Here is a 25,344-nt window from a genome sequence, read left to right as displayed (position 1 = left end):
AGCGGCCGACGTGCGTCATCCAGCCGCTGACAGGTGCGAAATAAAATAATGTCGCAAGTTCTGCGCGGGTATCGTCAGGGTGTTTGTCGCTGGTTACTGTTGTCGCCGTTCCGGTTTGCACCGCCTTGCAGGGATCCCTTGATGACCCATGTCTTCCTTCCCAGCGTCCCTCTTCCCAGCCAGCTCGCCGGGCGCCTCGCCGCGCGGCGGGACGCCATCGAAAGACAGAAGGATGCGGCCGGCATTCTGTCGGCGTGGCGACAAACTTACATCATGTCGAGAAAAGAAGCACGCTCCAAGGCGCGCGAATGGATGGAGCGCCCGCACCGCTCCGCCTACGTCACCGAGATGGAGAGCTGGCGCGACCTCGGCGACGGGCGCATCGAATGCACGGTGCGCCGCGTGCCGGCGGACTGACGCGCCGCCCGGACGGGCGCCGCGGCCCGCGCGGCAGCAGCGACATATTCACGCATGCGGCGGGAGCGGCGTCCGCCCCGGCGGGCGGGCTTCGGCCTCAGGCGATGTCGTCTTCTTCGTCTTCGTCGTCCTCTTCCTCCTGATCGTCGAGATCGAGCTCGTCCTCGTCGTCGAAGAGGATGAGGGTCTCGGGAGGCAGCAGCGTCGTGCGGAAATTATCCTCGCTGTCGGCGTACCAAACGACGGTAACGCCTTCGCTTCCCACACCCGTGACGGTGAGGGCGGGTCCGCCCGATTTGAGCATGACGACATCGCCGACGGTGAAGCTCATGTCCATTCTCCTCGCATGAGAGTGCAGATCGGAAGATCGGTATCAGGTGCATATGACAGCTTTACGGCCCGCGCCGCAAGCGATGGGCGGCGAGCGGGTCTAGGCGTCGGGAAACGCGTGCGAATCTGTTGCTCATTGAGACCGTTGCAGTGTAGCTCTGGACATAATTCTGGAACCGTGCCAAAGAGCCTTGGGCACGGAACCGCCGGGCGGCGAGTCCGGGGTGGCAGGTCTTGCGGCTTGCGTGCCCCGTGGTTCGGCGCCCTCATGCGGGCTGCGCCGGGGTGTGGCGTCGTTCCGGGTCAGAGGTTTGTTTTTGGGCGCATGTGGCCCTGCGCGGGCCGGCGCCGGAAGAACGATTGGGGAGCTAACGTGGCAGAGACTGCGAACGTCGAGCCGACACGGCGAGACTTTCTCTACATCGCAACCGGAGCGGTGGGCGCGGTGGGCGTCGCGGCGCTGGCCTGGCCCTTCATCCACCAGATGAACCCCGATGCTTCGACGCTGGCGCTGAGTTCGGTTGATGTCGATCTCAGCCAGGTGACCGAGGGCCAGAGCATCACGATCAAGTGGCGCGGCAAGCCCGTGTTCATCCGCCACCGGACTCCCAAGGAGATCGAGGAGGCGCAGGCCGTCGAGGTCAGCCAGCTCGTCGACGGCTTGGCGCGCAACGACAACCTGCCGGCCGACGCGCCGGCGACCGACGAGAACCGCGCCGCCGACGGCAGGGAGGCGTGGCTCGTCATGGTCGGCATCTGCACGCACCTGGGCTGCGTGCCGCTGGGCAACTCCGGCGACTACGACGGCTGGTTCTGCCCCTGCCATGGCTCCCACTATGATTCGGCCGGCCGCATCCGGCGCGGCCCCGCGCCGGAGAACCTCCACATCCCCGCCTATCAGTTCATTTCCGACACCAGCATCCGCATCGGCTGAGGTGGCCTCCGCCGGAACAGCGCTTCGCTACGCTGCCGTCGCTCAGTGCCATAGCAGAGAAGAGCCAGATTTCGAGAAAAGCCCGCGAGAAGAGCCTATGCACGGACATTCGACCTACGTTCCACAAAGCGGCGTCACGAAGTGGCTGGAAAGCCGGCTGCCCATCATCAGCCTTCTCCATTCCTCGTTCGTCGCCTTTCCGACCCCGCGCAACCTGAACTACCTGTGGACGTTCGGCGCCATTCTCTCGTTCATGCTGGTGGCGCAGATCCTCACCGGCGTGGTGCTCGTGATGCACTACACGCCGCACGTGACGATGGCGTTCTCCTCGGTCGAGCACATCATGCGCGACGTGAACTTCGGCTGGCTGCTGCGATACCTGCACGCGAACGGCGCGTCGATGTTCTTCATCGCGGTCTATATCCACATGTTCCGCGGCCTCTACTACGGCTCCTACAAGGCGCCGCGCGAGGTGCTGTGGATTCTGGGCGTGGTCATCTTCCTGCTGATGATGGCGACCGCCTTCATGGGCTATGTGCTGCCGTGGGGGCAGATGAGCTTCTGGGGCGCGACCGTCATCACCAACCTGTTCTCGGCGCTGCCGTTCGTCGGCGATCCGATCGTGACCTGGCTGTGGGGCGGCTTCTCGGTCGACAACCCGACGCTGAACCGCTTCTTCTCGCTGCACTACCTGCTGCCCTTCATGATCGCGGGCGTCGTCGTGCTGCACATCTGGGCGCTGCACCATGTCGGCCAGAACAACCCGACCGGCGTCGAGATCAAGGACATCCGCAAGGATTCGGTGCCGTTCACGCCGCACGCGACCATCAAGGACCTGTTCGGCGTCATCGTGTTCTTCGTGTTCTTCTCGTGGTTCGTGTTCTACACGCCGAACTTTCTCGGCCACGCCGACAACTACATCGAGGCCAACCCGCTGGTGACGCCGGCGCACATCGTGCCCGAATGGTACTTCCTGCCGTTCTACGCCATCCTGCGCGCCATCCCCTCCAAGCTCGGCGGCGTGATCGCGATGTTCGGCTCCATCGCCGTGCTCGCCTTCCTGCCATGGCTCGATACGTCGAAGGTGCGCTCCGCCATCTACCGGCCGCTGTACAAGCAGCTGTTCTGGGTGTTCGCGGCGGTGGCCGTGGGGCTTGGATACCTCGGCGCCATGCCGGCCGAGGGCGGCTATGTCATCGCCGCCCGCATCCTGACGGCCTATTACTTCGCGCACTTCCTCATCATCCTGCCGCTGCTCGGCCTCGTGGAAAGGACGAAGCCGCTGCCCAGCTCCATCGCCGAGGCGGTGCTGAAGCCAGCGCCGGCGCCCGCCGCCGCCGGCAAGCAAGTCGGAGCAGGCTGATGTCGACGATCCGCGCAGATGAGAACGAAAGCCTGCTCTCTCGGGAGAAACGGGAAATGAGCCAGAACAACGATACCGGCGCCGCCGCCGAAAAGCCCGGGTTCGCAAGGGGCATCAAGCGCGTCGTGGCTGCCCTGGGCGTTGCTGCCGGACTTTCCGTCGCGGGGCTTGCGGCTGCGGGTCTCGCGCCTGCCCACGCGGCCGGCGAGGCGGTGCATCCGCCGGCGGTATCGTGGTCGTTCGCCGGCCCCTTCGGCACGTATGACCGGGCGCAGCTCCAGCGCGGCTTCAAGGTCTATCGCGAGGTGTGCGCCGGTTGCCATGCGCTGAGCCGCGTGGCGTTCCGCAACCTGGCCGAGCCCGGCGGTCCCGGCTTCACCGAGGATCAGGTCAGGACGCTCGCCGCCGAGTACCAGATTCAGGACGGCCCCGACGACTCCGGCGACATGTTCGAGCGTCCGGGCATTCCCTCCGACCGCTTCCCGTCGCCCTTTCCCAATGAGCAGGCGGCACGCGCGGCGAACGGCGGCGCCTATCCGCCGGACTTCTCGCTGCTGGCGAAGGCGCGCACCTACACGCGCGGCTTTCCGACCTTCATTTTCGATATCTTCACCCTGTATCAGGAGCAGGGGCCGGATCTGATCCACGCCATTCTGACCGGCTACGAGGAGCCGCCGGAGGGCGTCACGCTGCAGCCCGGCCAGTATTACAACGAGTACTTCCCCGGCCACCTGATCGCCATGCCGCCGCCGCTCGCCGACGAGCAGGTGGAGTTCCCCCGGGGCGAGGACGGACGCGCCGTCGTGCCGGAGACGGTGGATCAGTACGCCCGCGACGTGACGGCGTTCATGATGTGGGCGGCCGAGCCGCATCTCGAGGCGCGCAAGCAGCTCGGGTTCAAGGTGATCATCTTCCTCGTCGTTTTCGCCGGCCTGCTCTACTTCACCAAGAAGAAGATCTGGGCCAGCACCCACGCCGAGGAGCACCACGCCTGAGGCGGCGCGATTCTTTTGAGCTTGCCAGAGACCCCCGCGAGGGGGTTTCTTTTTGAGGCGGGCGGAAATCGGGTTATCCTGCCGCGGCATGAGGGGGTGTTCATGAGCCAGAGCTTGACGGGCGACATCAGGGCGGCGATCCGCTCCATTCCCGACTATCCCCGTCCCGGTGTCGTCTTCCGCGACATCACCACCCTGCTGGGCAACGCCCGTGCGTTGCGGCGCGCGGTCGACGAGCTGGTGCAGCCATGGCCCGGCGCCAAGATCGACAAGGTGGCGGGCATCGAGGCGCGCGGCTTCATCCTCGGCGGCGCGGTGGCGCATCAGCTCTCCGCCGGCTTCGTGCCGATCCGCAAGAAGGGCAAGCTGCCCTACGAGACGGTGTCGATCGCCTATTCGCTGGAATACGGCCTCGACGAGATCGAGATGCACCGCGACGCCATCGCCGCCGGCGAGCGCGTCATCCTGGTCGACGATCTGATCGCCACCGGCGGCACCGCGACGGCGGCCGTCGACCTGCTGCGCCGCATCGGGGCGGAGGTGGTGGCGGCCGTGTTCGTCATCGATCTGCCGGACCTCGGCGGCGCGGAGAGGCTGCGCCGGCTCGGCGTGACCGTGCGCACGCTGGTGCAGTTCGAGGGCGAATGACGGACGCGTTCCAGGACCTCTGCGCGGACATCGTCGAGGACAGGCTGCTCGGCGAGCGGCTGCGGCTGTTGCAGCCCCGGCGCGGGCACAGGGCGGGCACCGACGCGCTGCTGCTGGCGGCAACCGTTCCGGAGGGTTTCGCCGGGCATGCCGCCGACCTCGGCGCGGGCGTCGGCACGGTGGGGCTCGCTGCGGCGGCTCTCGCGCCCGCGGCGCGCGTCACGCTGGTGGAGCGCGACGCGCAGGCGCTCGATCTGGCGGCGCGCAACATCGGGCTGAACGGGCTTGCGGGGCGCGTGTCCACGGTGGCGGTCGACCTGTTCTCGCCCGCCGGCCGGCGCGACGCCGGACTGCGCGAGAGCGCCGATCTCGTGCTCACCAACCCGCCGTTTCATGACGAAGGACAGGTGCGCCGCTCTCCCGATGCGGCGCGCCGCGCGGCGCATGTGCTCTCGGGCGGCACGCTCGACGACTGGCTGCGCGCCTGCGCCGACGTGGCGCGGCCCGGCGGGGCCGTCGTCGTGGTGCACCGGGCCGACGCCCTGCAGGAACTGCTCGCCGGCTTCGAGGGCCGGTTCGGCGCCGTGACGGTGCGTCCCGTCCACCCGCATGCGGATCAGCCTGCGGTGCGGGTGCTGGTGGCCGGAATCAAGGGCTCGCGCGCGCCGCTCAGTCTGCTCCCGCCCGTCGTGCTGCACGAGGCCGACGGGCGGTTCACCGCCGCCGTCGCCGCGATCAACCGGGGTGAGGCGCGGATCGCAATCAGGCCGTAACCCGGCCTTCGCCGGCGGCGAACAGGGCGGCGAGCCCCTCCCGATAGGTCGGATACGTCAACGAAAAACCCGGCAGTGCCTTGAGCCTGGCATTGCTCACGCGCTTGTTTTCGAGGTGGAAGCTGCGCGCCATCTCCGAAAGTGCCGCGGTTTCGAAGGGCACGGGCGCCGGAGAGGGCACCCCGAGCAGCCGGGCGGCGAAGGTCACTACCTCGCCCTGGGAGGCCGGTTCGTCGTCGGTGACGTTGTAGACGCCGCCCGGCGCATCCGCCGCGAACGTGGCCGCGATGGCAGCGGCGATGTCGGCGACGTGGGCGCGGTTGAACACCTGTCCGGCCTTGACGATGTTGCGCGCCTTGCCTTGCGCGACGTCGCGCAGGCTGTTGCGGCCGGGGCCGTAGATGCCCGGCAGGCGGAAGACGAAGCCGCGCGCGCCCACCGCCCCGGCGAGGTCGAGCCATGCCTGCTCCGCCGCGATGCGCCATTGCGAGCGGGCGTTATGGGTCAGTGTCGGGGAATTCTCGTCGACCCAGGCGCCGGCGTGGTCGCCGTAGACGCCGACCGTCGACAGGTAGCCGATCCAGCCGGCGGAAGGCGTCACGCGGGTCCGCCCGAGCCATTCCAGCGCCGGATCGCCTGCGGGCGAGGGCGGCACGCTGGCGAGGACGGCATCCGCGCGCGCGGCGTCGGTGATGGCGGCATCGTCGCCGAACACGTGCGCATCGACGCCGTCCACGCGCAGCGCTTCAGCCTTCTCCGGTGTCCGCACGGTGCCGGCGATGTGCGAGAACCGGCCCCGCTCGCGCGCGATCAGGGTCAGCGCCGTATAGCCGAGGCCGAATACGAAAAGTCTCATGCGGCGTCCCTCTCGGTGAGCGCGGCGCGCCATTCCCCGATGACCTCCCCGTCATTCTCACGGGCGAGGCGGCCGCGCGCGAGCGCCGCGAAGGCGTCCGGCGCGAGCAGTTGCGACAGCGCCCAGACCGCCGCGCCGCGAATGAGGGGCGAGGGATCGGCGAGCAGATCGCGGGCCGCGGGTACGAGATCGGCATCGCCGGAATTACCGATGGCGATCAGCACGTTGCGGATGAAGCGCTCACGCCCGGTGCGCTTCACCGGCGACCCGGCGAAGCGCTCGCGGAAGGCGGCGTCGGTGAGACGGGCGAGTTCCGCGAGCGGGGGCGCGGTATTGTCCGCGCGCGCCATCAGCCTGGCCTCGCGGGCGGTCTGGGCGAACTTGTTCCACGGGCAGACGGCGAGGCAATCGTCGCAGCCGAACACGCGGTTGCCGATGGCGGTCCGGAATTCGCGCGCGATCGGCCCCTTGTGCTCGATGGTGAGGTAGGCGATGCAGCGGCGCGCGTCGAGCTGGTAGGGCGCGGGGAAGGCATCGGTGGGGCAGATATCGAGGCAGCGCCGGCAATTGCCGCAATGGTCGCGTTCGGGCGTGTCGGGCGGCAGCTCGGCGGTGGTGTAGATGACGCCGAGCAGGAGCCAGCCGCCGAACGCGCGCGAGACGACGACCGAATGCTTGCCCACCCAGCCGAGGCCGGCGGCCTGCGCCAGCGGCTTCTCCATGACCGGCGCCGTGTCCACGAACACCTTGACGTCCGCTCCCGCGCGGGAGGCGAGAAAACCCGCGACCTGCTTGAGCTTGGCCTTGATGATGTCGTGATAGTCGCGGTTGCGGGCATAGGCCGAGATGACGCCTTGGGAACGACGCGTGAGCAGTTCCATCGGGCCGTCGGCGGGGCCGTAGTTCATGGCCAGCATGACGACCGAGCGCACCTGCGCCCACAGGGCGCGCGGCGAGGCGCGCCGGTCGGCGGTCTCGGCCATCCAGTCCATGGAGCCGTGGTGGCCCGCCTCCAGCCAGCGGTCGAGCCGCTCGCGCGCTTCAGGGATGCTGTCCGGGCCGGTGACGCGCACCACGTCGAAGCCCTCGGAGTGTGCGCGCGCGACCAGGTCGCGCTTCAGCCGCGCGGCCTCGGATACCGGAAGGGCGGGGGAGCGGGCGTCCAAACGGGTCATCCTCTGTCGTCCATGCGCCGTGAAGGTGCACCGCGACTGACCCTAAAGGATTTCGCCGTTTCACGGAAACGGTGAAATCCTTTAGGGTCTTCAATCTGGAGCACTTTCCGATCAAATGATTCCATTTGATCGGAAAGTGCTCTGGCACGGATGCCCCCGGCGGCGAAAAGCCGGCGGTCAGAAATCGAGGTCGGCGTAGTGGCTTGCCGCCGGCATGCCGGGAACGCGGTCCGCCAGCAGGGTGCGGAAGGAGGGGCGCGACTTGACGCGCGCATACCAGCCCTTGGCGGTCTCGTCCTCGTCCCAGGGCACGTCGCCGAGATAATCGACGCTGGAGAGATGGGCTGCCGCCGCGAGATCGGCGTAGGTGAGGTCGGAGCCGGCGAGCCAGTTCCGCCGGGAGATGAGAAAGCCGATATATTTCAGGTGGTAGCGCACGTTGGCGCGGGCGGCGCGGATGGCGCTCATGTCCGGCGGGCCGCCGCCGTCGGCGACGCCGATGAAGCGCTTGTAGATCTTCTCGGTCACGAGATACCCGGACACTTCTTCGTGGAACTTGGTCAGGAACCATTCCATCAGCCGGCGCACCTCGACCCGCGCGGCGGGGCTTTCCGGCAGCAGGCGGCGGCCGTCGAGCCCGAGGCCACGGGTTTCATCGAGATATTCCGCGATCACCGTGGGGCCGGGCACGGCGAAACCCTGCTCCTCCAGGAACACCGGCAGGCTGCCGGCCGGGTTCATGATCAGGAACTCCTGACGGCGCTCCCAGGGCTTCTCCTCCATGAGAGCCGATTCGAGGCCCATCTCCGCCATGACGAGGCGGATGAAGCGCGAATGAGGGCAGAAGGGATAGTGAAACAAGGTCGCCATGGGGTCAGCCGTACATGCCGGGAAGGCAGGATTGTGGCGCGACGAAGCGCGAATGGACGTCAACAATCGTTCGGTGTGGAAGAATCCCGCCGACGAAGTCCACGCCCGCACTACCTGTCACTCATAGAGCCGGCATGCGGCGTAAACAACCGGTTTTTATAGAGGGTATTGGCGCAAAACCGGGATGTCATTAAAGGTTCGCTAACGCTACGGGCGCAGAAGTGCGGTAGCTCGGTGGAACGGCTTTGGTGATCGCTTTGGGCGGGTTCCCTGCGGAAAGGAACAATCATGGTGCTAGGAGCTGCGTTCGGCGATCTGTTTGAGGCGGCGGTGCTCGGGATCGTGGAGGGGCTGACGGAGTTCATTCCCGTCTCGTCCACCGGCCATCTGCTGCTGCTCGGGCATTTCATCGGCTTCGAGTCGAACGGCAAGACCTTCGAGGTGCTGGTGCAGCTCGGCGCCATTCTCGCCATCATGCTGGTCTATTTCGGGCGGCTCCTCACGATGGCCCGGACCATCCGCACGGACCCGAAGGTGCAGCGTTTCGTGCTCGGCGTGTTGTTGGCCTTCCTGCCGGCGGTGGCGATCGGCGTGCTGGCGCACGGCTTCATCAAGAACGTGCTCTTCAATCCCTGGATCGTCTGCGTCACGCTGATCATCGGCGGTTTCGTGCTGATCGTCATCGACAATCTGCGGCTCGCGCCGAAGTTTGACGATGCGACGCAGTTTCCGCTCAGAAATTGCGTCATCATCGGATTCGCCCAGTGCGTTGCCATGATCCCCGGCGTCTCGCGGTCGGGGGCGACCATCGTCGGCGCCATGCTGACCGGGGCGGACAAGCGCTCGGCCACGGAGTTCTCCTTCTTCCTGGCCATGCCGACCATGGTCGCGGCCTTTGCCTACGACCTGTTGAAGAACTATCAGAACCTCAGCACGAACGATGTCACCCTGATCGTCGTCGGCTTCGTCACCGCGTTCCTGGCTGGCCTCTTGGTGGTGCGCTCGCTGCTCGTCTTCGTGTCGCACTACGGCTTCGGCGTGTTCGCGTGGTGGCGCATCGTCGTGGGCGCGGCGGGCCTTGCCGGCCTCCTCGTTTTCGGGTGAGGCGGCGCCGGACCGGCGAACGCCCCGGCGCAACGGACTGACCGGGATTCCGGGCACCTGTAATCTTGCTATCTTGGACCCCATGTTAACATGGACGCCGTGGTGACGAGCGCGCGGCGCGGGCGTCCGCGCTCCGATGCGCGTCGCCGTCGTCGTCTTTGTTGCATAGCGGCACGGCGGCCGGAAAGAGGCGTGCGGAACTGCAATAAATCGTGATGCCGGCGGTCTCATCCGGCGTTGCCTCGCCGGTCGTTCTTGTGGAAAATCCACCCACCGACTGGTGTGGCCGAGGGTGGACGGAATCGGACTATTGATGTATTTTCAATGCCGATGGAAGGTACGGACCGAATATTTGTTTCGCGCCGGTACGTCTTGATCAATGTGTGATGGAGCACATCTTGATCTGGTTGACACCGTTTTGCTGCAATGCGGCAGCATTGATGCGTGAAGGTCCGCTGTAAACCGGCGGAATACGGGTGATACAGGGTCGCAAGACGACGTTTCGCTTTTTTTCATCGTCTTTCCTGTTGCCCCCGGCGGTGTGAAAACAAGAAAGATGGAACTGAATGACGGGAATTGCATCGACGACAGCCAATCTCGCCCTGTGGCGGTTGCAGTGGGAGACGCTGTTCTCCCTGCCGCATCTGCTGGACGAGAGCGAGATGGACGATGAGGAGGGCTGTCGGCTCTCGGAGGTCGAGAATTTCGGCGACAACCCCGGCAACCTGCGCATGTTCCAGTACGTGCCGGAGGGCCTCGCCCCGCAGGCGCCGCTCGTCGTGGTGCTGCACGGCTGCACCCAGACCGCGCCGGGCTACGACCGCTCTTCCGGCTGGTCGTGGCTGGCGGAGGAGCACGGGTTCGCGGTGCTGTTCGCCCAGCAGCGCGGAGAGAACAACCCGCGCCGCTGCTTCAACTGGTTCCGGCCGAGCGACATCACGCGCGATCTGGGCGAGGCGGCGTCCATCCGTCAGATGGTCGGCTTTCTGGCCGAGCAGCACGATCTCGACCGCCAGCGCATTTTCATCACCGGCCTGTCGGCCGGGGGCGCGATGGCGAACGTCATGCTCGCGACCTATCCCGACGTCTTTGCCGCCGGCGCCATCATCGCCGGATTGCCCTACCGGTCGGCGGTGACGGTGCACGATGCGCTGCAGGTGATGATGGACGGCGCCACCCGCTCGCCCACGGCCTGGGGCGACGAGGTGCGGGCGGCGTCCCCCCTCGGCGATCTGACGGACAGCAGGATCGCCATGCCCTGGCCGCGGGTGGCCGTGTGGCAGGGCCTCGGCGACGATGTCGTGAAGCCGTCGAACGCGGTGGAGATCGTCAAGCAGTGGACGGATGTCCATGGCCTCAGCGAACTGGCGACCGAGGAGGAGGACGTCGGCGGCACCAAGCGCATGCGCTGGCGCGATGCCGACGGCGAGGTCGTGATCGAGGCCGTGGCCATCGAGCATCTCGGCCACGCCGTCCCGATCGCCGCCGCGCGGGCGGACCTGCACGAGCAGCCGGGACCGCATTTCGCCGATATCGGCCTGTCGTCCACGCTCGAGATCGCGCGCTTTTTCGGTTTGCTCGCCGATGAGCCCGCATCCCGTGACAAGAAGCCCGTTGACAAGAAGCCGATTGAGGAGAAAGCCGGCGCCGCGGTGCTTTCGAGTGCGCTCGCCGCGCTGCCGCCGGTCTTGCGCGGCCGCCGTCCCCGCGCCCGGGGGCGGGAGGGCGCCGGCCGCACGCGCCCCGCCGTTTCCGGCCTGCCTCCGCCCGCGGTTCCGGACGACGAGGGGCCGCCGGTTCCGCCCGCCGCCCCGCAGCAGGCGGAAGCGCCGCCGCAGGCCGAGCCGGCGCTCGCCGAGCGTGTTGCGCTGGTCTCGCCGCCGCCGGCCGCCGCGCTGCCGCCCGAGCAGCGCGAGGCGCAAGGCGCCGAAACCGTGGCGACCGTCGAGAAGGGGGAGGCGGTGCTGAGCGCGCCGGATACTGGGGGCGGCGAAGCCGTGGACGCTGGCCAGCCGGCCGCCAGGGGCATCCTTGCCCGCATCGCGCGCCTGTTGGGGTTGACGCGCGAGAAGTAACCGCAACTATCGCATTTGAACTGCCGCATCTGAGCGGCGCCGATTCAGATTGTCTATTCGCCGTCCCCGGGCAATGAGGGCATGCCGGGAAGCGGCTTCAGCCCGATGGGCGGGCATGCGTGGGAGCAGGGGCGCGCGTTCAGCCGGCCATCCGCTCTTCCGACGATCCCGGCTCGCGCAGGACATAGCCACGGCCCCAGACGGTCTCGATGTAGTTGGTGCCGGCCGAGGCGTTGGACAGCTTCTTGCGCAGCTTGCAGATGAAGACGTCGATGATCTTGAGCTCCGGCTCGTCCATGCCGCCGTAGAGATGGTTGAGGAACATCTCCTTGGTCAGCGTCGTGCCCTTGCGCAGCGAGAGCAGCTCGAGCATCTGGTATTCCTTGCCCGTCAGGTGCACGCGCGCGCCGGCCACCTCGACCGTCTTGGCGTCGAGGTTCACGACGAGGTCGCCGGTGGTGATCACCGACTGCGCGTGGCCCTTGGAGCGCCGGACGATGGCGTGGATGCGCGCCACCAGCTCGTCCTTGTGGAACGGCTTGGTGAGGTAGTCGTCGGCGCCGAAGCCGAGGCCCTTGACCTTGTCCTCGATCCCGGCGAGGCCCGAGAGGATCAGGATCGGCGTCTTGACCTTGGCGACGCGCAGGCTGCGCAGCACCTCGTAGCCCGACATGTCGGGCAGATTCAGATCGAGCAGGATGATGTCGTAGTCATAGAGCTTGCCGAGGTCGACGCCCTCCTCGCCAAGGTCCGTCGTATAGGCGTTGAAATTCTCGGACTTCAGCATCAATTCGATGCTTTGCGCAGTGGCGCTATCGTCCTCTATGAGCAATACGCGCATGGCCTCGTCCCCAACCTCGTTTCCGAGGCTCCCTGTGCTGTTGGCCCAAAACGATCAAGCTTCAAGCTATTCGAACTTTCCGGCGATCAAGCTTCGCGACATCCAGCCTCCGGGTTTGCCGACATCGGGCACGACGGTAGCGTGAGCGGCTCATCGCCACTCCGTCGTTCGTCCCGAACGTCTTCAACCCGAAACGCTATGCTCTAATGGTTAACAAAACGTGATTCGCGCTGGCAAGTTATTTACGCTGAAAGATCGCTCTTTCGATGCAAATCTCTGTGCAAGGCGAATCGGGTGGGATTCAGCTTGGATTCGTCAAAAGGTGAAAACTCAGCCTAACCGATTCTATTGACTCAATACTTTTGCGTGGCGTGCCGGCTGCCCCCCTGACCGGCGCGGTTGGGAGAGATTCTTAAGGAGAGCGGTAAACGAATGGTTGATGCGGGCGGAAAATCGCGAATCAATCGGCTTTGCGGCGAATCAATCCGCAATGTGTGGATCCGCTGCCACATGTCCGGCTGCCCCAGGCGTTAACGGGCATTAACGGGCGATGCCCTCGAGGATGAATTCCCTGACGCCGGAGGCGGTGATCTGGACCGAGATGCAGGCGAGCAGGAAGCCCATGATCTTGGTCGTGGCCGAGACGCCTTGCGGGCCGAGGAAGCGCGACAGCATGTTGGCGCAGCGCAGCACCCCGTAGGTGAGGCCCACCACGACGCCGATGCCCATGAGGATGACGATGTAGCCGCCCACGACGTGGTTCTCGGGCACGCCCGAGGCGAAGCTGAGCATCGCGGCGATGGAGCCTGGCCCGCTCATGATCGGCATGGCGAGGGGAGAGAACGAATAGTCGATGCTGGTGCTGCGGATCTGCTCCATGTCCTCGCCCACGGACGAGGCCTCGCTGTCGCCCGAGAACAGCATGCGCGTGCTTGCCACCAGCAGGATGAGGCCGCCGGCGACGCGGATGCCGGCGAGCGAGATGCCGAACAGTGCGATGACGCCGTGCCCGGCGATCAGGAACGTCGCCAGAATGCCGAAGGCGTAGAGGCAGCACTTGCGCGCCTGCTGCCGCCGGAAGCTGTCCGGCGCGCGTTCCGTCAGCGACAGGAACAGCGGCATCGTGCTGACGGGGTTCATGATCGGCAGCAGGCCGACCACGACGGTGATCAGAAATTTCAGTCCGGTCAGAAAAAGATCCATTGATGTCTTGCAATCAGATTTGGACCGACGCCATTGGCGCGGCGGCGCAAATTCGCCCGGGAGAACCATCCGCCGCCAGCCGGTGTGGCAAGTCCTCGTAGCACACGATGAAGACTGCACCGTTATCGGGGCGGATGAAGGAAAACTGTTTCCACCCGCCTAACGGGTATTTGTGGCATAAAAATGCGCAAAACTGCGTCCGTTGCCTTCCCGATGCGGGTTCGACAATGGGTATGATCGGGAATTACTGTTCGGATTCTGGCAGCAGCGCTCTGGTATGCTCGGCAACTGTCGTCCCGATTGTCAGCAACAGCCTTTCGCCATCGATCATCAGATCGTCTTTGCGGCCAACCGAGAAACGGGAGATGGCCTTCTCGTCGCCCAGCGCCATGTCGATGCTGGAACGGAGGATCTCCTTCTCGCTCTCGGGGACGAAGGGGATGCGGCGCGGCCCGCTGCGGCCCGCCGGCACGGACCGCTCCGGCGGCGTTTGCGCACGCACGAAGTCTTCGAGCAAGGCGTCGTCGTCCCTGCTGTCTTGAGCCAGCCTCTGCAACCGGCCGATGGCGTTCACGTAGTCGATCAGGATGTCCCCCGACATGCGGTGCAGCCCGTCTGCCTCCGGAGCTGCGATGTCGACCGGAGAGCCGGCGTCGATGGCCGCGAGGAATGTGCGGAACGACTTGCTTTCCCTGATATGCCGCGCGGACGCCGCAGAGGCTGCATTGTCCTCGATGATCCTGACGCTGTCGCGCAGTTCCGCTGCCTGGCAGTCGGTTCCCGACAACAGCCTGTCCACCAGCTTCCTGCTCTCCGACGCGACATGCGCGACGGCGATGCGGGGCTCCGAGTGCCGCAGCGGCGCGAAATAGTCGAGTATTCTCATCATCTGCATGAGCTGCTGCCGGCCCACCTGTCCGCTCCGCGTCGCGGAAGGGCTTTCGGCGGACATGTACCTATGCGCGGCGACGGCGTAGATGCGGTAACGGGCGACGACGGGCCAGGCACTGGCGGCGGCAGCGTGGAAGGCTTCGGCGGCGGTTCGCGATGCTGGCGTCGCCTCCGAGAACGCGCGCCTGCGCTCCTTCGCTCTCAGCCGGCCGGTTGCGGCATGGGCATCGACTTGGGCAGTGACTTGTGCAGCAACTTGGCCATCGCCGGCGGGGCCGGACAGGCGCCGGCCGGCGAACGAGGTGGACGGGGCGCTTCCCGCAACGACGGCCCGGTTGTCGAAATGGGCGCGGTGGGCGGTTTCTGACGGCCGCCGGGGCACAGGCGTGTCCCGGCCATTGTTCACCCGGGCGATGGCGAAAGCGTCTGCCGCAGGGTCATTAGTCGCTCCGGTAGTATATGACATTGAAATAAACCTCTGGCCCCTCTGTGCCGAGCCGGGCGCGTCACATGCCGCGTTGCACGCGCGCTGTACAGGGCAAGCCCGATCGTATTTTATGCGAGAAAACAGGTATGTTTATATGCGCATAAGCTCTATTAAGTATCTCTTCTGCTATATTTGAAGTGTTTATTGCTCAATCTACGATTTATTCCATATTCCAATTACTGAAAAACATAACTGCTGACAATAAATGCAAAAAAATTTCTACTATTTTCAGAATAATATGAAAGTCGAAGGCTGTCAACGTAGCACTTATGGTCCTGCGGAAGGTTTGTGTCACGACGGTTCATGTCTTGTGGGCTGCGGGAGTTGCGCAATCCTGTCGGGTGACTGCATTGCGCCGCCCGTTCCACTGCCTACCCGAGGCTGTCCAGGTATAGCGCGTAGGCGTCGGCGTCGAAGAGCCGCGCCAGCTCGGCCGGGTCGGCGAGTTCCAGCCGGAAGAACCAGCCCGCGCCCAACGGGTCGCCGTTGACGAGGGCCGGGCGGGTGAGAAGCGGCTCGTTGATCGCCGTGACCGTGCCGGAAGCGGGGGCGAACACCTCGCACGCCGCCTTGGCGCTCTCGAAGGCCGCGATGCTGTCGCCGGCCCGCACCATAAGCCCGACGGGCGGCAGCGTCACCGAGACGACGCCGCCCAGCGCCTCGACCGCATAGGCGCCGATGCCGACCGCGGCGGCGGTTTCGGAGACCATGCGGACATATTCGTGATCACGGGTATAGAGCAGGCGATCCGGCATGGCGCTGCCCGTCCGGGGCCGGCTATCGGCGCGCCCGGCGGGCGGGCTGCGATCCCAGGCCGATCTCGATCAGCACGCCGGTGGCGTCCTCGGGCAGGTGCAGCCCTTCCTCCACGATGCGGACGATATTCTGGGCCTCGCCCGCCGGGATGGCGACGGATATCTGCCGGGTGCGGCTGTCGAGCACCGTGTCGCCGCGCTTGACGGCGATCCTGAGCGGGGCGGAGAAGGTGCCGGGCGATCCCGCCGGCCCGAGCAGGGCCAGCACCTCGACGCCGACGTTTACCGTCCGCGATCCGTCGGCCTGGGTGAAGCATTCGCGCGCCGTGGTCCGGATCGACAGCTGGTAGCGCAGGGAACGTCCCTCGCCGGAACGGGCGGCCGAACCGCCCTCGAATATGTCGAAGCCGGGGCAGACGAGATCGTCGACGGGCAGCGGCGCCTCCGGCGGCACCGTTGCGCCGCCGTAGAGGACGAAGTTGCGCAATGTCGAGCCCGTGCTTTCGCCGCCGGAAGACTGGCACCCCGCAAGGATCGACGCGGCGCAGAGCGCGGCCAGCGCCAACGTCGGCGCGCGAGGCCTGCCGGGATGCTGGCCGCGAGACGCGGGACGGGAAACGGTGCTCGTCATGGGAAGCCTCTTGCGGGTAGCCTCTTGCGGCGTTTTCTTGAGCGGTTTTCTTGCGGCGTTTTCTTGCGGGCGGTCCTTCTGTCCGTCTCCGGAGCGCGCTCACGGCAGCGCGTCGAAACCGGGAGCGAAGCCGTTCAGCGCCACGGGAATGCCGATGCCTTCCTCCGGCGTCTGGAACACGATGAAGGTCGCGGTCTGTCCCTCTTTCAGCCGGCCCAGCAGCGTATCGTCCATCACCACCTCGGCGATGCATCCAGTGTTGAGGCAGCGCACGAAGCCAGCGCGCCCGACATCGGTCTCGTCGATCTTGAGGCCGAGGCCGGCCGGCAGCAGCACCCCGAGGGGCGCGACGACCCGCAGCAGGCGGTTCTTGTTGTCGGCCGTCTTCAGCACGATCACCAGCAGCGAGATGTTCGGCCGGTCCTCCGCCGCGACGTTCTGCACCAGCGCGCACTGCTCGGCCGATGCGCCGGGGGGCGTTTCGCAGCGCATCTGCCATTCACCGTGGGTGGCGCGCACGACGCCCTGCGCCGCCGCCGGCGCGTGACCGGCGACGAGGCTTGCGAGCGAAACGCCGAGAAGCGCGGCAAGGGAGGCGGCGTGAGCGGTGAAACGGGCGATACGGCGGAACATAGGCTTCACTTCCCGAGAATCCACTTCCAGCATCCACTTCAGCATCAAGGAGGAGGCCGGTCCCTCCATTGACGGAAGGACCGGCGAAGAACGGTCGCCGGATCGCGCGCGCATATCCGGCCACGCGCCGGGGCCGCACGTCGCCGGGGTCGCATGCCGCCGACAAGATCCACCCGCGCCGGAAAACGCCTCAACCTAAACCACGCAAAGCGGCGCAAGTCAAAGACGACGCCGCGCCGAACGCCGCCGGCGATGCCGGGCCTCCCGGCCCGGACCCCCGGAACGGGGAACAGCGCGCCGGGGCTCGTCGCCCGGAGACCTGTCGCCTGAAGACCTGCCGCCCGTGCCGTTGTCAGCACCGGCGCCATGCGACACAGCATCGCACGGCCCGCCGCCTCCCGTTCCCCCTGATCCGACAGCCGATCGGTATATGATTCGGGGCGATTTAGCCACTTTCGCGCGCTCCGATCGACGATAAACGCATCGCTCCGCACAATCTCTCAGCATGTCGCAGGCGGATGGGGAAAATGAGGCGGTGCGATGATTTTCAAGGATTCCAGACTGGCGGTGCATGGCGGGACGTTGTATGGCAGTGACGGCCGCCGGATGATCGGCGCGCAAGGCGGTTGCACCGAGCGCGCGGTTGTGGTCTTTGATGGAAGTCAAAACTGGTCGTCGGGGGAAAAGGCGATGGGCCGCCGGTTCACCCGAACGGTAAAAAGCTGTCAGTATCAAACCGCTAGGGTATATTGCCTGGCGGATGTCAGTGTTGAGAGACGGGGTCATGGGCACGAGACGCCTCGCCAGTAACGGGAGCATCGGACGGACGATGGGAAACGCGTTTTTTCGCTTGCGGTCGCTCACGACCCTGATCGGTGCGGCCACTGGCGCGGCCCGGCTGGCGCTCGCTTTCATGCTGGCCGTGCCGGTCCTGTTCGCTGCCGGCAGCGGCCATGCGGCGGTTCCCGGCCAGCCGGTGCCGTGGCAGGTCGGCCTCCAGGTGCCGGTGACCGACGTCGCGCACGCGATGCACGATTTCCACACCATGCTGCTGTGGATCATCGGCGTGATCGTCGCCTTCGTGGCGGTGCTGCTGCTGATCGTGATCTTCCGCTTCAATGAGAAGTCGAACCCCAATCCGTCGCGTTTCTCGCACAATTCGCTGCTCGAGGTGGCGTGGACGGTGGTGCCGGTGCTGATTCTGGTCGTCATCGCGGTGCCGTCGTTCCGGCTGCTGCGGCTGCAGCTCATCATCCCGCCGAGCGACATCACCGTGAAGGTCACGGCGCACCAGTGGTACTGGAGCTATGAGTATCCGGAGGACCAGGGCGGTGGCTTCGGCTTCGACTCCAACGTCATTCCCGAGGACCAGCTCGGCGAGGGGCAGACGCGCCTCCTGTCCGTCGACAACGAGATGGTGCTGCCCGTGGGCAAGACCGTGCGCGTGCAGGTGACGGCTGCCGACGTGATCCACGCCTTCGCGATGCCGTCCTTCGGGCTGAAGATCGACGCCATTCCCGGGCGTCTGAACGAGACCTGGTTCAAGGCGGAGAGAGAAGGCGTGTACTATGGCCAGTGCTCGCTGATCTGCGGCCAGAACCACGCTTACATGCCGATCGCCATCCGCGTCGTCAGCGAGGAGCAGTATGCGGCATGGCTGCAGGAAGCGAAGACGCGCTTCGCGGCGGCCGACGACGGACGGCCCGCGTCGCGGCTTCTGGCGGCGAGATGACGCTGGCCGCCGCAAGATGATTATGAACTGTTCAGGACGCTGCGGGCGGATCATGGAAGGGGAGGCTTGAGCATGGCTTCTACAGTAACCGCGCATGACGGGCACGAGCATGCGCATCCCACGGGCTGGCGGCGCTGGGTGCTCTCGACCAACCACAAGGACATCGGCACGCTCTATCTCATCTTCGCGCTCGGCGCGGGGCTCGTGGGCGGCGCGCTGTCCATCCTGATGCGCATCGAACTGCAGTCTCCGGGGCTGCAGCTCTTCTCCAACGGGCAGCTCTTCAACGTGGTCGTCACCGGCCACGGCCTGATCATGGTGTTCTTCGTCGTCATGCCCGCGCTCATCGGCGGCTTCGGCAACTGGTTCATCCCGATCATGATCGGCGCGCCCGACATGGCGTTCCCGCGCCTCAACAACATCTCGTTCTGGCTGCTGGTCTCGGCCTTCACCCTGCTCGTTCTCTCGATGTTCGTGCCCGGCGCCCCCGGCAGCCTCGGCTTCGGCGGCGGCTGGACGGCCTATCCGCCATTGTCGACGTCCGGCCATCCCGGCCCGTCGTTCGACTTCGGCATCCTGGCGCTTCACCTTGCCGGTGCGTCGTCGATCCTGGGCGCGATCAACTTCATCACCACGATCCTCAACATGCGCGCGCCGGGCATGACGCTGCACAAGATGCCGCTGTTCGCCTGGGGCATGCTGGTGACGGCGTTCCTGCTGCTGATCTCGCTGCCGGTGCTCGCCGGGGCGATCACCATGCTGCTGACCGACCGCAACTTCGGCACCACGTTCTTCGATCCCGCGGGCGGCGGCGACCCGGTGCTCTACCAGCACCTGTTCTGGTTCTTCGGCCATCCCGAAGTGTACATCATGATCCTGCCGGCCTTCGGCGTCGTCTCGCATATCGTCTCGACCTTCGCCCGCAAGCCGATCTTCGGCTATCTCGGCATGGCCTATGCGATGGTCGCCATCGGCGTGGTCGGCTTCATCGTGTGGGCGCACCATATGTATACGGTGGGCCTGTCGCTCGACACGCAGCGCTACTTCGTGTTCGCCACCATGGTGATCGCCGTGCCGACGGGCATCAAGGTGTTCTCGTGGATCGCGACGATGTGGGGCGGTTCCATCCGCTTCACCGCGCCGATGGTCTGGGCGATCGGCTTCATCTTCCTGTTCACCGTCGGCGGCGTGACCGGCGTCGTGCTGGCCAACGCCGGCATCGACCGCGAGCTGCACAACACCTACTACGTGATCGCGCACTTCCACTACGTGCTGTCGCTCGGCGCGGTGTTCGGCATCTTCGCCGCCTGGTACTACTGGTTCCCGAAGATGTTCGGCTACGTGATCCCGGACTGGATCGGCCGGCTGCACTTCTGGCTGGCCTTCGTCGGCGCGAACGTGCTGTTCTTCCCGATGCACTTCCTTGGCCTCGCCGGCATGCCGCGCCACTATGTCGACTATCCGGACGCCTACCACGGCTGGCACTTCGTGGCCTCGCTCGGTTCGTACATCTTCGCGCTCGGCCTGGTGGTGTTCTTCTACGGCCTGTGGGTCGCCTACACGCGCAAGGAGCGGGCGGCGGACAACCCGTGGGGCGAGGGCGCGACGACGCTGGAGTGGACCCTGTCCTCGCCGCCGCCCTTCCACCAGTTCGAGAAGCTGCCGCGGATCACCAGCGGCGGGCACTGACGGGACGATTGGAAACGCGGCATGACGGCGGTTTCGGACGCATGGGCGGAACGCGAGCGGGCGGCGGCGACGCCGCTTGAGCGCCCGCTCGTCTCGACGGGCAGCGTGGGCGACTTCATCTCCCTGCTGAAGCCGCGCGTCATGTCGCTCGTCGTGTTCACGGCGCTGGTGGGGATGGCCGTGGCGCCGGGTGCGATCCATCCGGTGGTCGGCGCCATCGCCCTGCTGGCGATCGCCGTGGGCGCGGGGGCGTCGGGCTGCCTCAACATGTGGTGGGACGCGGACATCGACGCGGTGATGGCGCGCACCCGCGACCGGCCCATCCCGGCCGGGCGCATCATGCCCGAGGAGGCGCTGACCTTCGGCATGACGCTGGCCTGCGGCGCGGTCTTCGTGCTCGGCATCGCGACCAACTGGTTCGCGGCGGCCTTTCTCGCCTTCACGATCTTTTTCTATGCCGTCGTCTATTCCGTCTGGCTCAAGCGGTCCACGCCGCAGAACATCGTCATCGGCGGCGCGGCGGGGGCGTTCCCGCCCATGATCGGCGAGGCGGTGGTCACCGGCTCGGTGAGCGTCGACGGCTTCGTGCTGTTCCTGATCATCTTCCTGTGGACGCCGCCGCATTTCTGGGCGCTGGCGCTGGTGAAGTCGGAGGACTACGCCCGCGCCGGGGTGCCGATGCTGCCCAACGTCGCCGGCCAGGCGGCGACGCGGCTGCAGATCCTGCTTTACACGCTGGTGCTCGTGCCGGTCGCTGCCATCCCGGCGTGGCGCGGGGCCGGCGGCCCGGTCTATGCCCTCGTTGCCGCCTTCGGCGGAGCGGCGATGCTCTGGCTCGCCTTCAGCCTGTGGCGCGACGGCGGCGACCGCGAGAGCCTCAACCCGCGGGGCGTGCGCACCGCGTGGCGGCTGTTCGGGTTCTCGATCCTGTATCTCTTCATGCTGTTCGCGGCGCTGTTGGTCGAGCATGCTCTCGGGTTGGGCGCGATCGGAGCCATGCTTCCCGGAGGGCGCTTGTGGTGAGTGGAAAGTTGGCTGTGAACGGGCGAAACGACGATCGCGACGATGAGGAGGGCGTGAGCCTGACGCCGGAAGAACGCCGCCGCCAGCGGGTGCGCAACATCGCCATCGGCGTCGCGCTCGGCGCATTGTTCATCCTGTTCTATATCCTGACGATCGCCCGGCTGGGGTCCAACGTCTTCAACCGGCCGCTTTGAGGTGAGGGACGTCATGAGCGAAAAGATGCAGCAGCAACCGGAGCCTGCGCCGCGGGAAGCGGTGGCGCGGCGTGCCCGCAACACGGCGCTGATCTGCGTCGGCGTTGCCGCCGGCATGCTCGGGCTCGCCTTCGCGTCGGTGCCGCTCTACCGGCTGTTCTGCCAAGTGACCGGCTTCGGCGGCACACCCATCGCCGGCGTGAAATCGAACGGCGAGATTTCCGACCGGCGGATGGTCGTGCGTTTCGACGCCAACGTCTCGCCGTCGATCCCGTGGCGCATCGTGCCCGAGACGCCTGCCGTCGAGGTGCGGCTCGGCGAGACGCAGACCGTGTTCTTCGAGCTCACCAACAAGAGCGACAAGCCCGTGACCGGCATCGCCACCTACAACGTGCAACCGGACCAGGTGGGGCCGTATTTCGTCAAGCTCGACTGCTTCTGCTACGAGGAGCAGACGCTGGCGCCGGGCGAGACCATCATCGCGCCGGTGGTGTTCTATCTCGATGCCGATTTCGACGATGAGCGCGACTACAAGGCGCTCGATTCCGTGACGCTGTCCTACACCATGTTTCAGGTGAAGAACGGCAAGGAGCTGTCGTCGCTTCAGTGGACCAGGTCAGTGGGGCAGGAAGGGCTGTGATGCCGCAAGGCGCCAGCGACATATCTCGGAGAGCGGAAAATCATGGCTCAGGCTCACGCTAAACATCACGACTACCACCTCGTCGACCCGAGCCCGTGGCCGCTGATCGGCGCGGTCAGCGCTTTCGTGCTGGCGGTCGGCGCCATCATGACGATGAAGGACCTGACGCTCGCCGGGCTCCACGTCGGTCCCTACGTGTTCGGCGCCGGCATCATCGGCGTGCTCTACACCATGGTGGCGTGGTGGACGGACGTCGTCAACGAGGCGCAGCGGGGCGACCACACCCGCGTGGTGCAGATCCATCATCGCTACGGCATGATCCTGTTCATCGTGTCGGAAGTGATGTTCTTCGTGGCGTGGTTCTGGGCCTTTTTCGACGCCAGCCTGTTCCCGGGCGAGGCGATCCAGTTCCAGCGCGCCGAGGTGACGGGCGGCCATTGGCCGCCGGTGGGGATCGAGACCTTCGATCCGTGGCACCTGCCGCTCCTGAACACGCTGATCCTGCTGACCTCGGGCACGACCGTGACCTGGGCGCACCATGCGCTGCTTCACGACGACCGCGAGGGGCTGAAGCAGGCGCTGTGGCTCACGGTGGCGCTCGCGGTGCTGTTCACGATCGTGCAGGCCTACGAGTACAGCCACGCGCATTTCGACTTCTCGGGCAATATCTACGGCGCGACCTTCTTCATGGCGACCGGGTTTCATGGTGCCCACGTCATCATCGGCACGATCTTCCTCGCCGTGTGCCTCCTGCGCGTCTATCTCGGGCACTTCACGCCCCGGCAGCATCTCGGGTTCGAGTTCGCCGCGTGGTACTGGCACTTCGTCGACGTGGTGTGGCTGTTCCTGTTCATCGCCATCTATGTCTGGGGCTCGGGCGGCAGCGGCCATTGACAGCCGGCGCGCCGGGAGGGTTTGGTGCCGGTGCGCCCCGTGGCGCACCCGACGGGAGGCGAGGGCGGCGCGAGCCGCCCTTTTTCGTATAAGGATCGGGAGACAGGGAGATGAACGGCGAGGGAGCAGGGCCGGATCGGCCGCCATGGCGCAGCCTGCTGTGGCCGGGCGTCTTCACGCTCGCCGCGCTTGCCATTCTGGTCTCGCTCGGTGTCTGGCAGTTGCAGCGGCTTGCCTGGAAGGAAGACCTCATCGCCCGCATCGAGGCGCGCACCCGGGCCGAGCCCGTGGCGCTGCCTCCCGAAGACACGTGGACGACGACGCGGTGGGAGGGGGAGGAGTACCGTCCGGTGCTGGTCTCGGGCACCTATCTGCACGCGCGCGAGGTCTTCGTGCAGGCCAACGCGGTGCTTGGGTCCGGCGGTGCGCGCATGGGCTCCTTCGTGCTCACGCCGCTGCGCACGGACGCGGGCGGCGTGGTCTTCGTCAACCGCGGCTTCATTCCGGTGGAGCTGAGGCAGGACGCGGCCGCCTTCGCCGTCTGGCAGCGGGAGGACCGCGCCGCGACCGATGGTCCGGTCACGGTGGCCGGTTTGCTTCGCGCCCCGCAGCAGCGCGGCTGGTTCGTGCCGCAGGACGTGCCGGAAAAGGGCGAGTGGTTCGTGCGCGACCCCGACGCCTTCGCCGCCGCGCTCGGACTGGAGCGGGTGGCCCCGTTCACCATCGACGCTTTCCGCAATCCGGAACGGCAAGGCTGGCCGGTCGGCGGGCTCACCGTGGTGAGCTTTCCCAACAATCATCTCGACTACGCCTTCACGTGGTTCGGGCTTGGGGTGGTGCTCGCGGTCATCTTCGCGCTTTTCGCGCGCAAGGTTCTTCTGCGCGGGCGGGGACGATAGAACTGGAGCATCGGGGGGCGAAATGCTATCCCTGCGGCCGGGAGAGTGCGGCCAGCCAGCGCCGGCTTGCGCAAACGGAAAGCCCCCGCAACCGGCGGGATTCGTAATCGGGAGAATTTCATATGCGTTGTCTGATGCTTGCGGCATCCGTTGCCGTTGTCGCCGCCTTTGTGTCGCCGGCGGTGGCGCGGTCGCCGTCGCAGCCGGTCGTGGTCGCGCAGGCCAATCAGGCCGATCCGCGCGACGTCGTGCTGCTCGACACGGCGCATGGGCGCGTCACCATCCTCCTGCGGCCGGATCTCGCGCCGCAGCACGCGGAACGCATCAGGACCTTGGCGAGCCAGGGTTTTTATGACAACGTGGTGTTCCACCGCGTCATTCCGGGTTTCATGGCGCAGACCGGCGATCCCACGGGCACCGGGCGCGGCGGATCGGACCTGCCCGACCTGCCGGCGGAGTTCTCCAACGAGCCGTTCCGGCGCGGCACCGTGGGGATGGCGCGGGCCCAGAGCCCGAATTCGGCCAATTCGCAGTTCTTCATCTGTTTCGATGACGCGTCGTTCCTCAACGGCCAGTACACGGTCATCGGCGAGGTGATCTCGGGGATGGAGGCGGTCGATCGCATCAAGGCCGGCACGCAGGCCAACAACGGCGCGGTGACGAACCCGGACAAGATCACCCGGATGCGGCTTGCCAGCGACGGCAAATAATTGCATCTGAACGCATTGCCATTCGAGAGTCTCGAAGAATCGGAGAGGGACACGCCATGAGCGCTGAAAACACCACTGCCGCCAACGATCCCGAAAACACGCTCGTCCTGGAGACCACCAAGGGCCGCGTGGTCATCGCGCTGCGTCCCGATCTCGCGCCGCTGCACGTGGCGCGCATCAAGGAGCTGGCGCGGGCGAAGTTCTATGACGGCATCGTCTTTCACCGCGTGATCGACGGCTTCATGGCCCAGACCGGCTGTCCGCACGGCACCGGCACCGGCGGCTCCGACCTGCCCGACCTCAAGGCCGAGTTCAACGCCGAGCCGCACGTGCGCGGCACGGTGTCGATGGCGCGCGCGCAGAACCCGAATTCGGCGAACTCGCAGTTCTTCATCTGCTTCACCGACGCCCGCTTCCTCGACAAGCAGTACACGGTGTGGGGCAAGGTGACGGAAGGCATGGAGAACGTCGACAAGATCAAGCGCGGCGAACCCGTGCCCGATCCCGACAGCATCGTGTCGGCGCGCGTCGCGGCGGACGTGACGGCGTAAGGACTGGCGGCGTAACGGGAACCGGGTGCAA

27 protein-coding genes are annotated in these 25,344 nt (G+C 66.3%); 17 read left to right on the top strand and 10 right to left on the bottom strand.

What is annotated here, in order from left to right:
* The first annotated feature begins 141 nt into the window (after positions 1–141).
* The gene (locus ACUSIJ_RS08255) at positions 142–417 is read left to right on the top strand and encodes a hypothetical protein (protein WP_449307899.1); all 276 of its coding nucleotides are present in this window, start codon (positions 142–144) and stop codon (positions 415–417) included.
* Between the two features lie 97 nt (positions 418–514).
* On the opposite strand, the gene ACUSIJ_RS08250 is transcribed toward ACUSIJ_RS08255, so the two are convergent.
* Positions 515–748: a YodC family protein gene (locus ACUSIJ_RS08250; protein WP_449307898.1), complete on the bottom strand. Its 234-nt coding sequence runs from the start codon at positions 746–748 to the stop codon at positions 515–517.
* Between the two features lie 372 nt (positions 749–1,120).
* Here ACUSIJ_RS08250 and petA point away from each other — a divergent pair, with 372 nt between their 5' ends.
* The 5 genes from petA (at position 1,121) to ACUSIJ_RS08225 (ending at position 5,460) form a co-directional block, all read left to right on the top strand.
* On the top strand, positions 1,121–1,681 hold the full coding sequence (gene petA, locus ACUSIJ_RS08245) for a ubiquinol-cytochrome c reductase iron-sulfur subunit (RefSeq protein WP_449307897.1): 561 nt from the start codon (positions 1,121–1,123) through the stop codon (positions 1,679–1,681).
* 97 nt (positions 1,682–1,778) lie between these two features.
* Complete coding sequence (locus ACUSIJ_RS08240) at positions 1,779–3,044, top strand: cytochrome b (protein WP_449307896.1); 1,266 nt, start codon at positions 1,779–1,781, stop codon at positions 3,042–3,044.
* A gap of 56 nt (positions 3,045–3,100) precedes the next feature.
* Positions 3,101–4,039 carry a cytochrome c1 gene (locus ACUSIJ_RS08235; RefSeq protein WP_449307895.1) on the top strand — a complete coding sequence of 313 codons (939 nt, stop codon included), beginning with the start codon at positions 3,101–3,103 and terminating at the stop codon, positions 4,037–4,039.
* A 102-nt stretch (positions 4,040–4,141) separates the two neighbouring features.
* A complete protein-coding gene (locus tag ACUSIJ_RS08230; protein WP_449307894.1) occupies positions 4,142–4,687 on the top strand; it encodes an adenine phosphoribosyltransferase in 546 nt (181 codons plus the stop codon).
* Positions 4,684–5,460 (top strand): tRNA1(Val) (adenine(37)-N6)-methyltransferase, encoded by a 777-nt coding sequence (locus ACUSIJ_RS08225; RefSeq protein ID WP_449307893.1) that lies wholly within the window; start codon positions 4,684–4,686, stop codon positions 5,458–5,460. Before ACUSIJ_RS08230 ends, ACUSIJ_RS08225 begins: the two co-directional genes overlap by 4 nt.
* Here the strand turns inward: ACUSIJ_RS08225 and ACUSIJ_RS08220 are convergent.
* The 3 genes from ACUSIJ_RS08220 to ACUSIJ_RS08210 form a co-directional block, all read right to left on the bottom strand.
* Entirely contained in the window at positions 5,450–6,316 is an 867-nt protein-coding gene (locus ACUSIJ_RS08220; RefSeq protein ID WP_449307892.1) for an NAD(P)-dependent oxidoreductase, read from the bottom strand. The two genes, ACUSIJ_RS08225 and ACUSIJ_RS08220, sit on opposite strands and share 11 nt — an antisense overlap.
* Entirely contained in the window at positions 6,313–7,491 is a 1,179-nt protein-coding gene (queG, locus tag ACUSIJ_RS08215) for a tRNA epoxyqueuosine(34) reductase QueG (protein ID WP_449307891.1), read from the bottom strand. Before queG ends, ACUSIJ_RS08220 begins: the two co-directional genes overlap by 4 nt.
* A gap of 177 nt (positions 7,492–7,668) precedes the next feature.
* A complete protein-coding gene (locus ACUSIJ_RS08210) occupies positions 7,669–8,361 on the bottom strand; it encodes a glutathione S-transferase family protein (protein ID WP_449307890.1) in 693 nt (230 codons plus the stop codon).
* A 288-nt stretch (positions 8,362–8,649) separates the two neighbouring features.
* On the opposite strand from ACUSIJ_RS08210, the gene ACUSIJ_RS08205 reads away from it, so the two are divergent.
* Together ACUSIJ_RS08205 and ACUSIJ_RS08200 are read left to right on the top strand one after the other, a co-directional pair.
* Positions 8,650–9,465, top strand: a complete 816-nt coding sequence (locus tag ACUSIJ_RS08205; RefSeq protein WP_449307889.1) for an undecaprenyl-diphosphate phosphatase — start codon at positions 8,650–8,652, stop codon at positions 9,463–9,465.
* Positions 9,466–10,031: 566 nt separating this feature from the next.
* Complete coding sequence (locus ACUSIJ_RS08200) at positions 10,032–11,540, top strand: extracellular catalytic domain type 1 short-chain-length polyhydroxyalkanoate depolymerase (RefSeq protein WP_449307888.1); 1,509 nt, start codon at positions 10,032–10,034, stop codon at positions 11,538–11,540.
* Between the two features lie 139 nt (positions 11,541–11,679).
* On the opposite strand, the gene ctrA is transcribed toward ACUSIJ_RS08200, so the two are convergent.
* From ctrA to ACUSIJ_RS08170, 6 genes are all read right to left on the bottom strand, one after another.
* Positions 11,680–12,381 (bottom strand): response regulator transcription factor CtrA, encoded by a 702-nt coding sequence (gene ctrA, locus ACUSIJ_RS08195; RefSeq protein WP_449307887.1) that lies wholly within the window; start codon positions 12,379–12,381, stop codon positions 11,680–11,682.
* A 540-nt stretch (positions 12,382–12,921) separates the two neighbouring features.
* Positions 12,922–13,584: a MarC family NAAT transporter gene (locus tag ACUSIJ_RS08190; RefSeq protein ID WP_449307886.1), complete on the bottom strand. Its 663-nt coding sequence runs from the start codon at positions 13,582–13,584 to the stop codon at positions 12,922–12,924.
* Between the two features lie 244 nt (positions 13,585–13,828).
* Complete coding sequence (locus tag ACUSIJ_RS08185) at positions 13,829–14,941, bottom strand: hypothetical protein (protein WP_449307885.1); 1,113 nt, start codon at positions 14,939–14,941, stop codon at positions 13,829–13,831.
* 392 nt (positions 14,942–15,333) lie between these two features.
* Complete coding sequence (locus ACUSIJ_RS08180) at positions 15,334–15,717, bottom strand: glycine cleavage system protein H (protein ID WP_449307884.1); 384 nt, start codon at positions 15,715–15,717, stop codon at positions 15,334–15,336.
* Positions 15,718–15,739: 22 nt separating this feature from the next.
* Entirely contained in the window at positions 15,740–16,348 is a 609-nt protein-coding gene (locus ACUSIJ_RS08175) for a hypothetical protein (RefSeq protein ID WP_449307883.1), read from the bottom strand.
* Between the two features lie 99 nt (positions 16,349–16,447).
* Positions 16,448–16,981: an invasion associated locus B family protein gene (locus ACUSIJ_RS08170; RefSeq protein ID WP_449307882.1), complete on the bottom strand. Its 534-nt coding sequence runs from the start codon at positions 16,979–16,981 to the stop codon at positions 16,448–16,450.
* Positions 16,982–17,894: 913 nt separating this feature from the next.
* On the opposite strand from ACUSIJ_RS08170, the gene coxB reads away from it, so the two are divergent.
* From coxB to ACUSIJ_RS08125, 9 genes are all read left to right on the top strand, one after another.
* Positions 17,895–18,713, top strand: coding sequence for a cytochrome c oxidase subunit II (gene coxB, locus ACUSIJ_RS08165; RefSeq protein ID WP_449308035.1), 819 nt, complete (start codon positions 17,895–17,897; stop codon positions 18,711–18,713).
* Between the two features lie 72 nt (positions 18,714–18,785).
* On the top strand, positions 18,786–20,402 hold the full coding sequence (ctaD, locus tag ACUSIJ_RS08160) for a cytochrome c oxidase subunit I (protein WP_449307881.1): 1,617 nt from the start codon (positions 18,786–18,788) through the stop codon (positions 20,400–20,402).
* Positions 20,403–20,423: 21 nt separating this feature from the next.
* Positions 20,424–21,425 carry a heme o synthase gene (locus ACUSIJ_RS08155; protein ID WP_449307880.1) on the top strand — a complete coding sequence of 334 codons (1,002 nt, stop codon included), beginning with the start codon at positions 20,424–20,426 and terminating at the stop codon, positions 21,423–21,425.
* A 14-nt stretch (positions 21,426–21,439) separates the two neighbouring features.
* A complete protein-coding gene (locus ACUSIJ_RS08150; protein WP_449307879.1) occupies positions 21,440–21,619 on the top strand; it encodes a hypothetical protein in 180 nt (59 codons plus the stop codon).
* Between the two features lie 13 nt (positions 21,620–21,632).
* Positions 21,633–22,259 carry a cytochrome c oxidase assembly protein gene (locus tag ACUSIJ_RS08145; RefSeq protein WP_449307878.1) on the top strand — a complete coding sequence of 209 codons (627 nt, stop codon included), beginning with the start codon at positions 21,633–21,635 and terminating at the stop codon, positions 22,257–22,259.
* A 42-nt stretch (positions 22,260–22,301) separates the two neighbouring features.
* Positions 22,302–23,153 (top strand): cytochrome c oxidase subunit 3, encoded by an 852-nt coding sequence (locus ACUSIJ_RS08140; RefSeq protein WP_449307877.1) that lies wholly within the window; start codon positions 22,302–22,304, stop codon positions 23,151–23,153.
* A 110-nt stretch (positions 23,154–23,263) separates the two neighbouring features.
* Entirely contained in the window at positions 23,264–24,052 is a 789-nt protein-coding gene (locus ACUSIJ_RS08135; protein WP_449307876.1) for an SURF1 family protein, read from the top strand.
* 122 nt (positions 24,053–24,174) lie between these two features.
* Entirely contained in the window at positions 24,175–24,762 is a 588-nt protein-coding gene (locus ACUSIJ_RS08130) for a peptidylprolyl isomerase (RefSeq protein ID WP_449307875.1), read from the top strand.
* A gap of 56 nt (positions 24,763–24,818) precedes the next feature.
* Complete coding sequence (locus tag ACUSIJ_RS08125; RefSeq protein ID WP_449307874.1) at positions 24,819–25,313, top strand: peptidylprolyl isomerase; 495 nt, start codon at positions 24,819–24,821, stop codon at positions 25,311–25,313.
* Positions 25,314–25,344 lie beyond the last annotated feature (31 nt).

This window comes from Pseudochelatococcus sp. B33 (assembly GCF_053570585.1).
Note: the sequence above shows the minus strand (reverse complement) of the source record. Positions and strands in the feature narration are given on the sequence as shown.

Coding starts and splice junctions, on each gene's coding strand:
- ACUSIJ_RS08145 (WP_449307878.1), top strand. CDS start 21,633: ATGAGCGAAAAGATGCAGCAGCAACCGGAGCCTGCGCCGCGGGAAGCG.
- ACUSIJ_RS08135 (WP_449307876.1), top strand. CDS start 23,264: ATGAACGGCGAGGGAGCAGGGCCGGATCGGCCGCCATGGCGCAGCCTG.
- ACUSIJ_RS08140 (WP_449307877.1), top strand. CDS start 22,302: ATGGCTCAGGCTCACGCTAAACATCACGACTACCACCTCGTCGACCCG.
- ctrA (WP_449307887.1), bottom strand. CDS start 12,381: ATGCGCGTATTGCTCATAGAGGACGATAGCGCCACTGCGCAAAGCATC.
- ACUSIJ_RS08175 (WP_449307883.1), bottom strand. CDS start 16,348: ATGACGAGCACCGTTTCCCGTCCCGCGTCTCGCGGCCAGCATCCCGGC.
- ACUSIJ_RS08225 (WP_449307893.1), top strand. CDS start 4,684: ATGACGGACGCGTTCCAGGACCTCTGCGCGGACATCGTCGAGGACAGG.
- ACUSIJ_RS08200 (WP_449307888.1), top strand. CDS start 10,032: ATGACGGGAATTGCATCGACGACAGCCAATCTCGCCCTGTGGCGGTTG.
- ACUSIJ_RS08130 (WP_449307875.1), top strand. CDS start 24,175: ATGCGTTGTCTGATGCTTGCGGCATCCGTTGCCGTTGTCGCCGCCTTT.
- ACUSIJ_RS08205 (WP_449307889.1), top strand. CDS start 8,650: ATGGTGCTAGGAGCTGCGTTCGGCGATCTGTTTGAGGCGGCGGTGCTC.
- ACUSIJ_RS08170 (WP_449307882.1), bottom strand. CDS start 16,981: ATGTTCCGCCGTATCGCCCGTTTCACCGCTCACGCCGCCTCCCTTGCC.
- ACUSIJ_RS08180 (WP_449307884.1), bottom strand. CDS start 15,717: ATGCCGGATCGCCTGCTCTATACCCGTGATCACGAATATGTCCGCATG.
- ACUSIJ_RS08125 (WP_449307874.1), top strand. CDS start 24,819: ATGAGCGCTGAAAACACCACTGCCGCCAACGATCCCGAAAACACGCTC.
- ACUSIJ_RS08210 (WP_449307890.1), bottom strand. CDS start 8,361: ATGGCGACCTTGTTTCACTATCCCTTCTGCCCTCATTCGCGCTTCATC.
- ACUSIJ_RS08190 (WP_449307886.1), bottom strand. CDS start 13,584: ATGGATCTTTTTCTGACCGGACTGAAATTTCTGATCACCGTCGTGGTC.
- ACUSIJ_RS08235 (WP_449307895.1), top strand. CDS start 3,101: ATGAGCCAGAACAACGATACCGGCGCCGCCGCCGAAAAGCCCGGGTTC.
- ACUSIJ_RS08240 (WP_449307896.1), top strand. CDS start 1,779: ATGCACGGACATTCGACCTACGTTCCACAAAGCGGCGTCACGAAGTGG.
- ACUSIJ_RS08185 (WP_449307885.1), bottom strand. CDS start 14,941: ATGTCATATACTACCGGAGCGACTAATGACCCTGCGGCAGACGCTTTC.
- ACUSIJ_RS08220 (WP_449307892.1), bottom strand. CDS start 6,316: ATGAGACTTTTCGTATTCGGCCTCGGCTATACGGCGCTGACCCTGATC.
- ACUSIJ_RS08155 (WP_449307880.1), top strand. CDS start 20,424: ATGACGGCGGTTTCGGACGCATGGGCGGAACGCGAGCGGGCGGCGGCG.
- coxB (WP_449308035.1), top strand. CDS start 17,895: ATGCTGGCCGTGCCGGTCCTGTTCGCTGCCGGCAGCGGCCATGCGGCG.
- ACUSIJ_RS08230 (WP_449307894.1), top strand. CDS start 4,142: ATGAGCCAGAGCTTGACGGGCGACATCAGGGCGGCGATCCGCTCCATT.
- queG (WP_449307891.1), bottom strand. CDS start 7,491: ATGACCCGTTTGGACGCCCGCTCCCCCGCCCTTCCGGTATCCGAGGCC.
- ctaD (WP_449307881.1), top strand. CDS start 18,786: ATGGCTTCTACAGTAACCGCGCATGACGGGCACGAGCATGCGCATCCC.
- ACUSIJ_RS08250 (WP_449307898.1), bottom strand. CDS start 748: ATGAGCTTCACCGTCGGCGATGTCGTCATGCTCAAATCGGGCGGACCC.
- ACUSIJ_RS08255 (WP_449307899.1), top strand. CDS start 142: ATGACCCATGTCTTCCTTCCCAGCGTCCCTCTTCCCAGCCAGCTCGCC.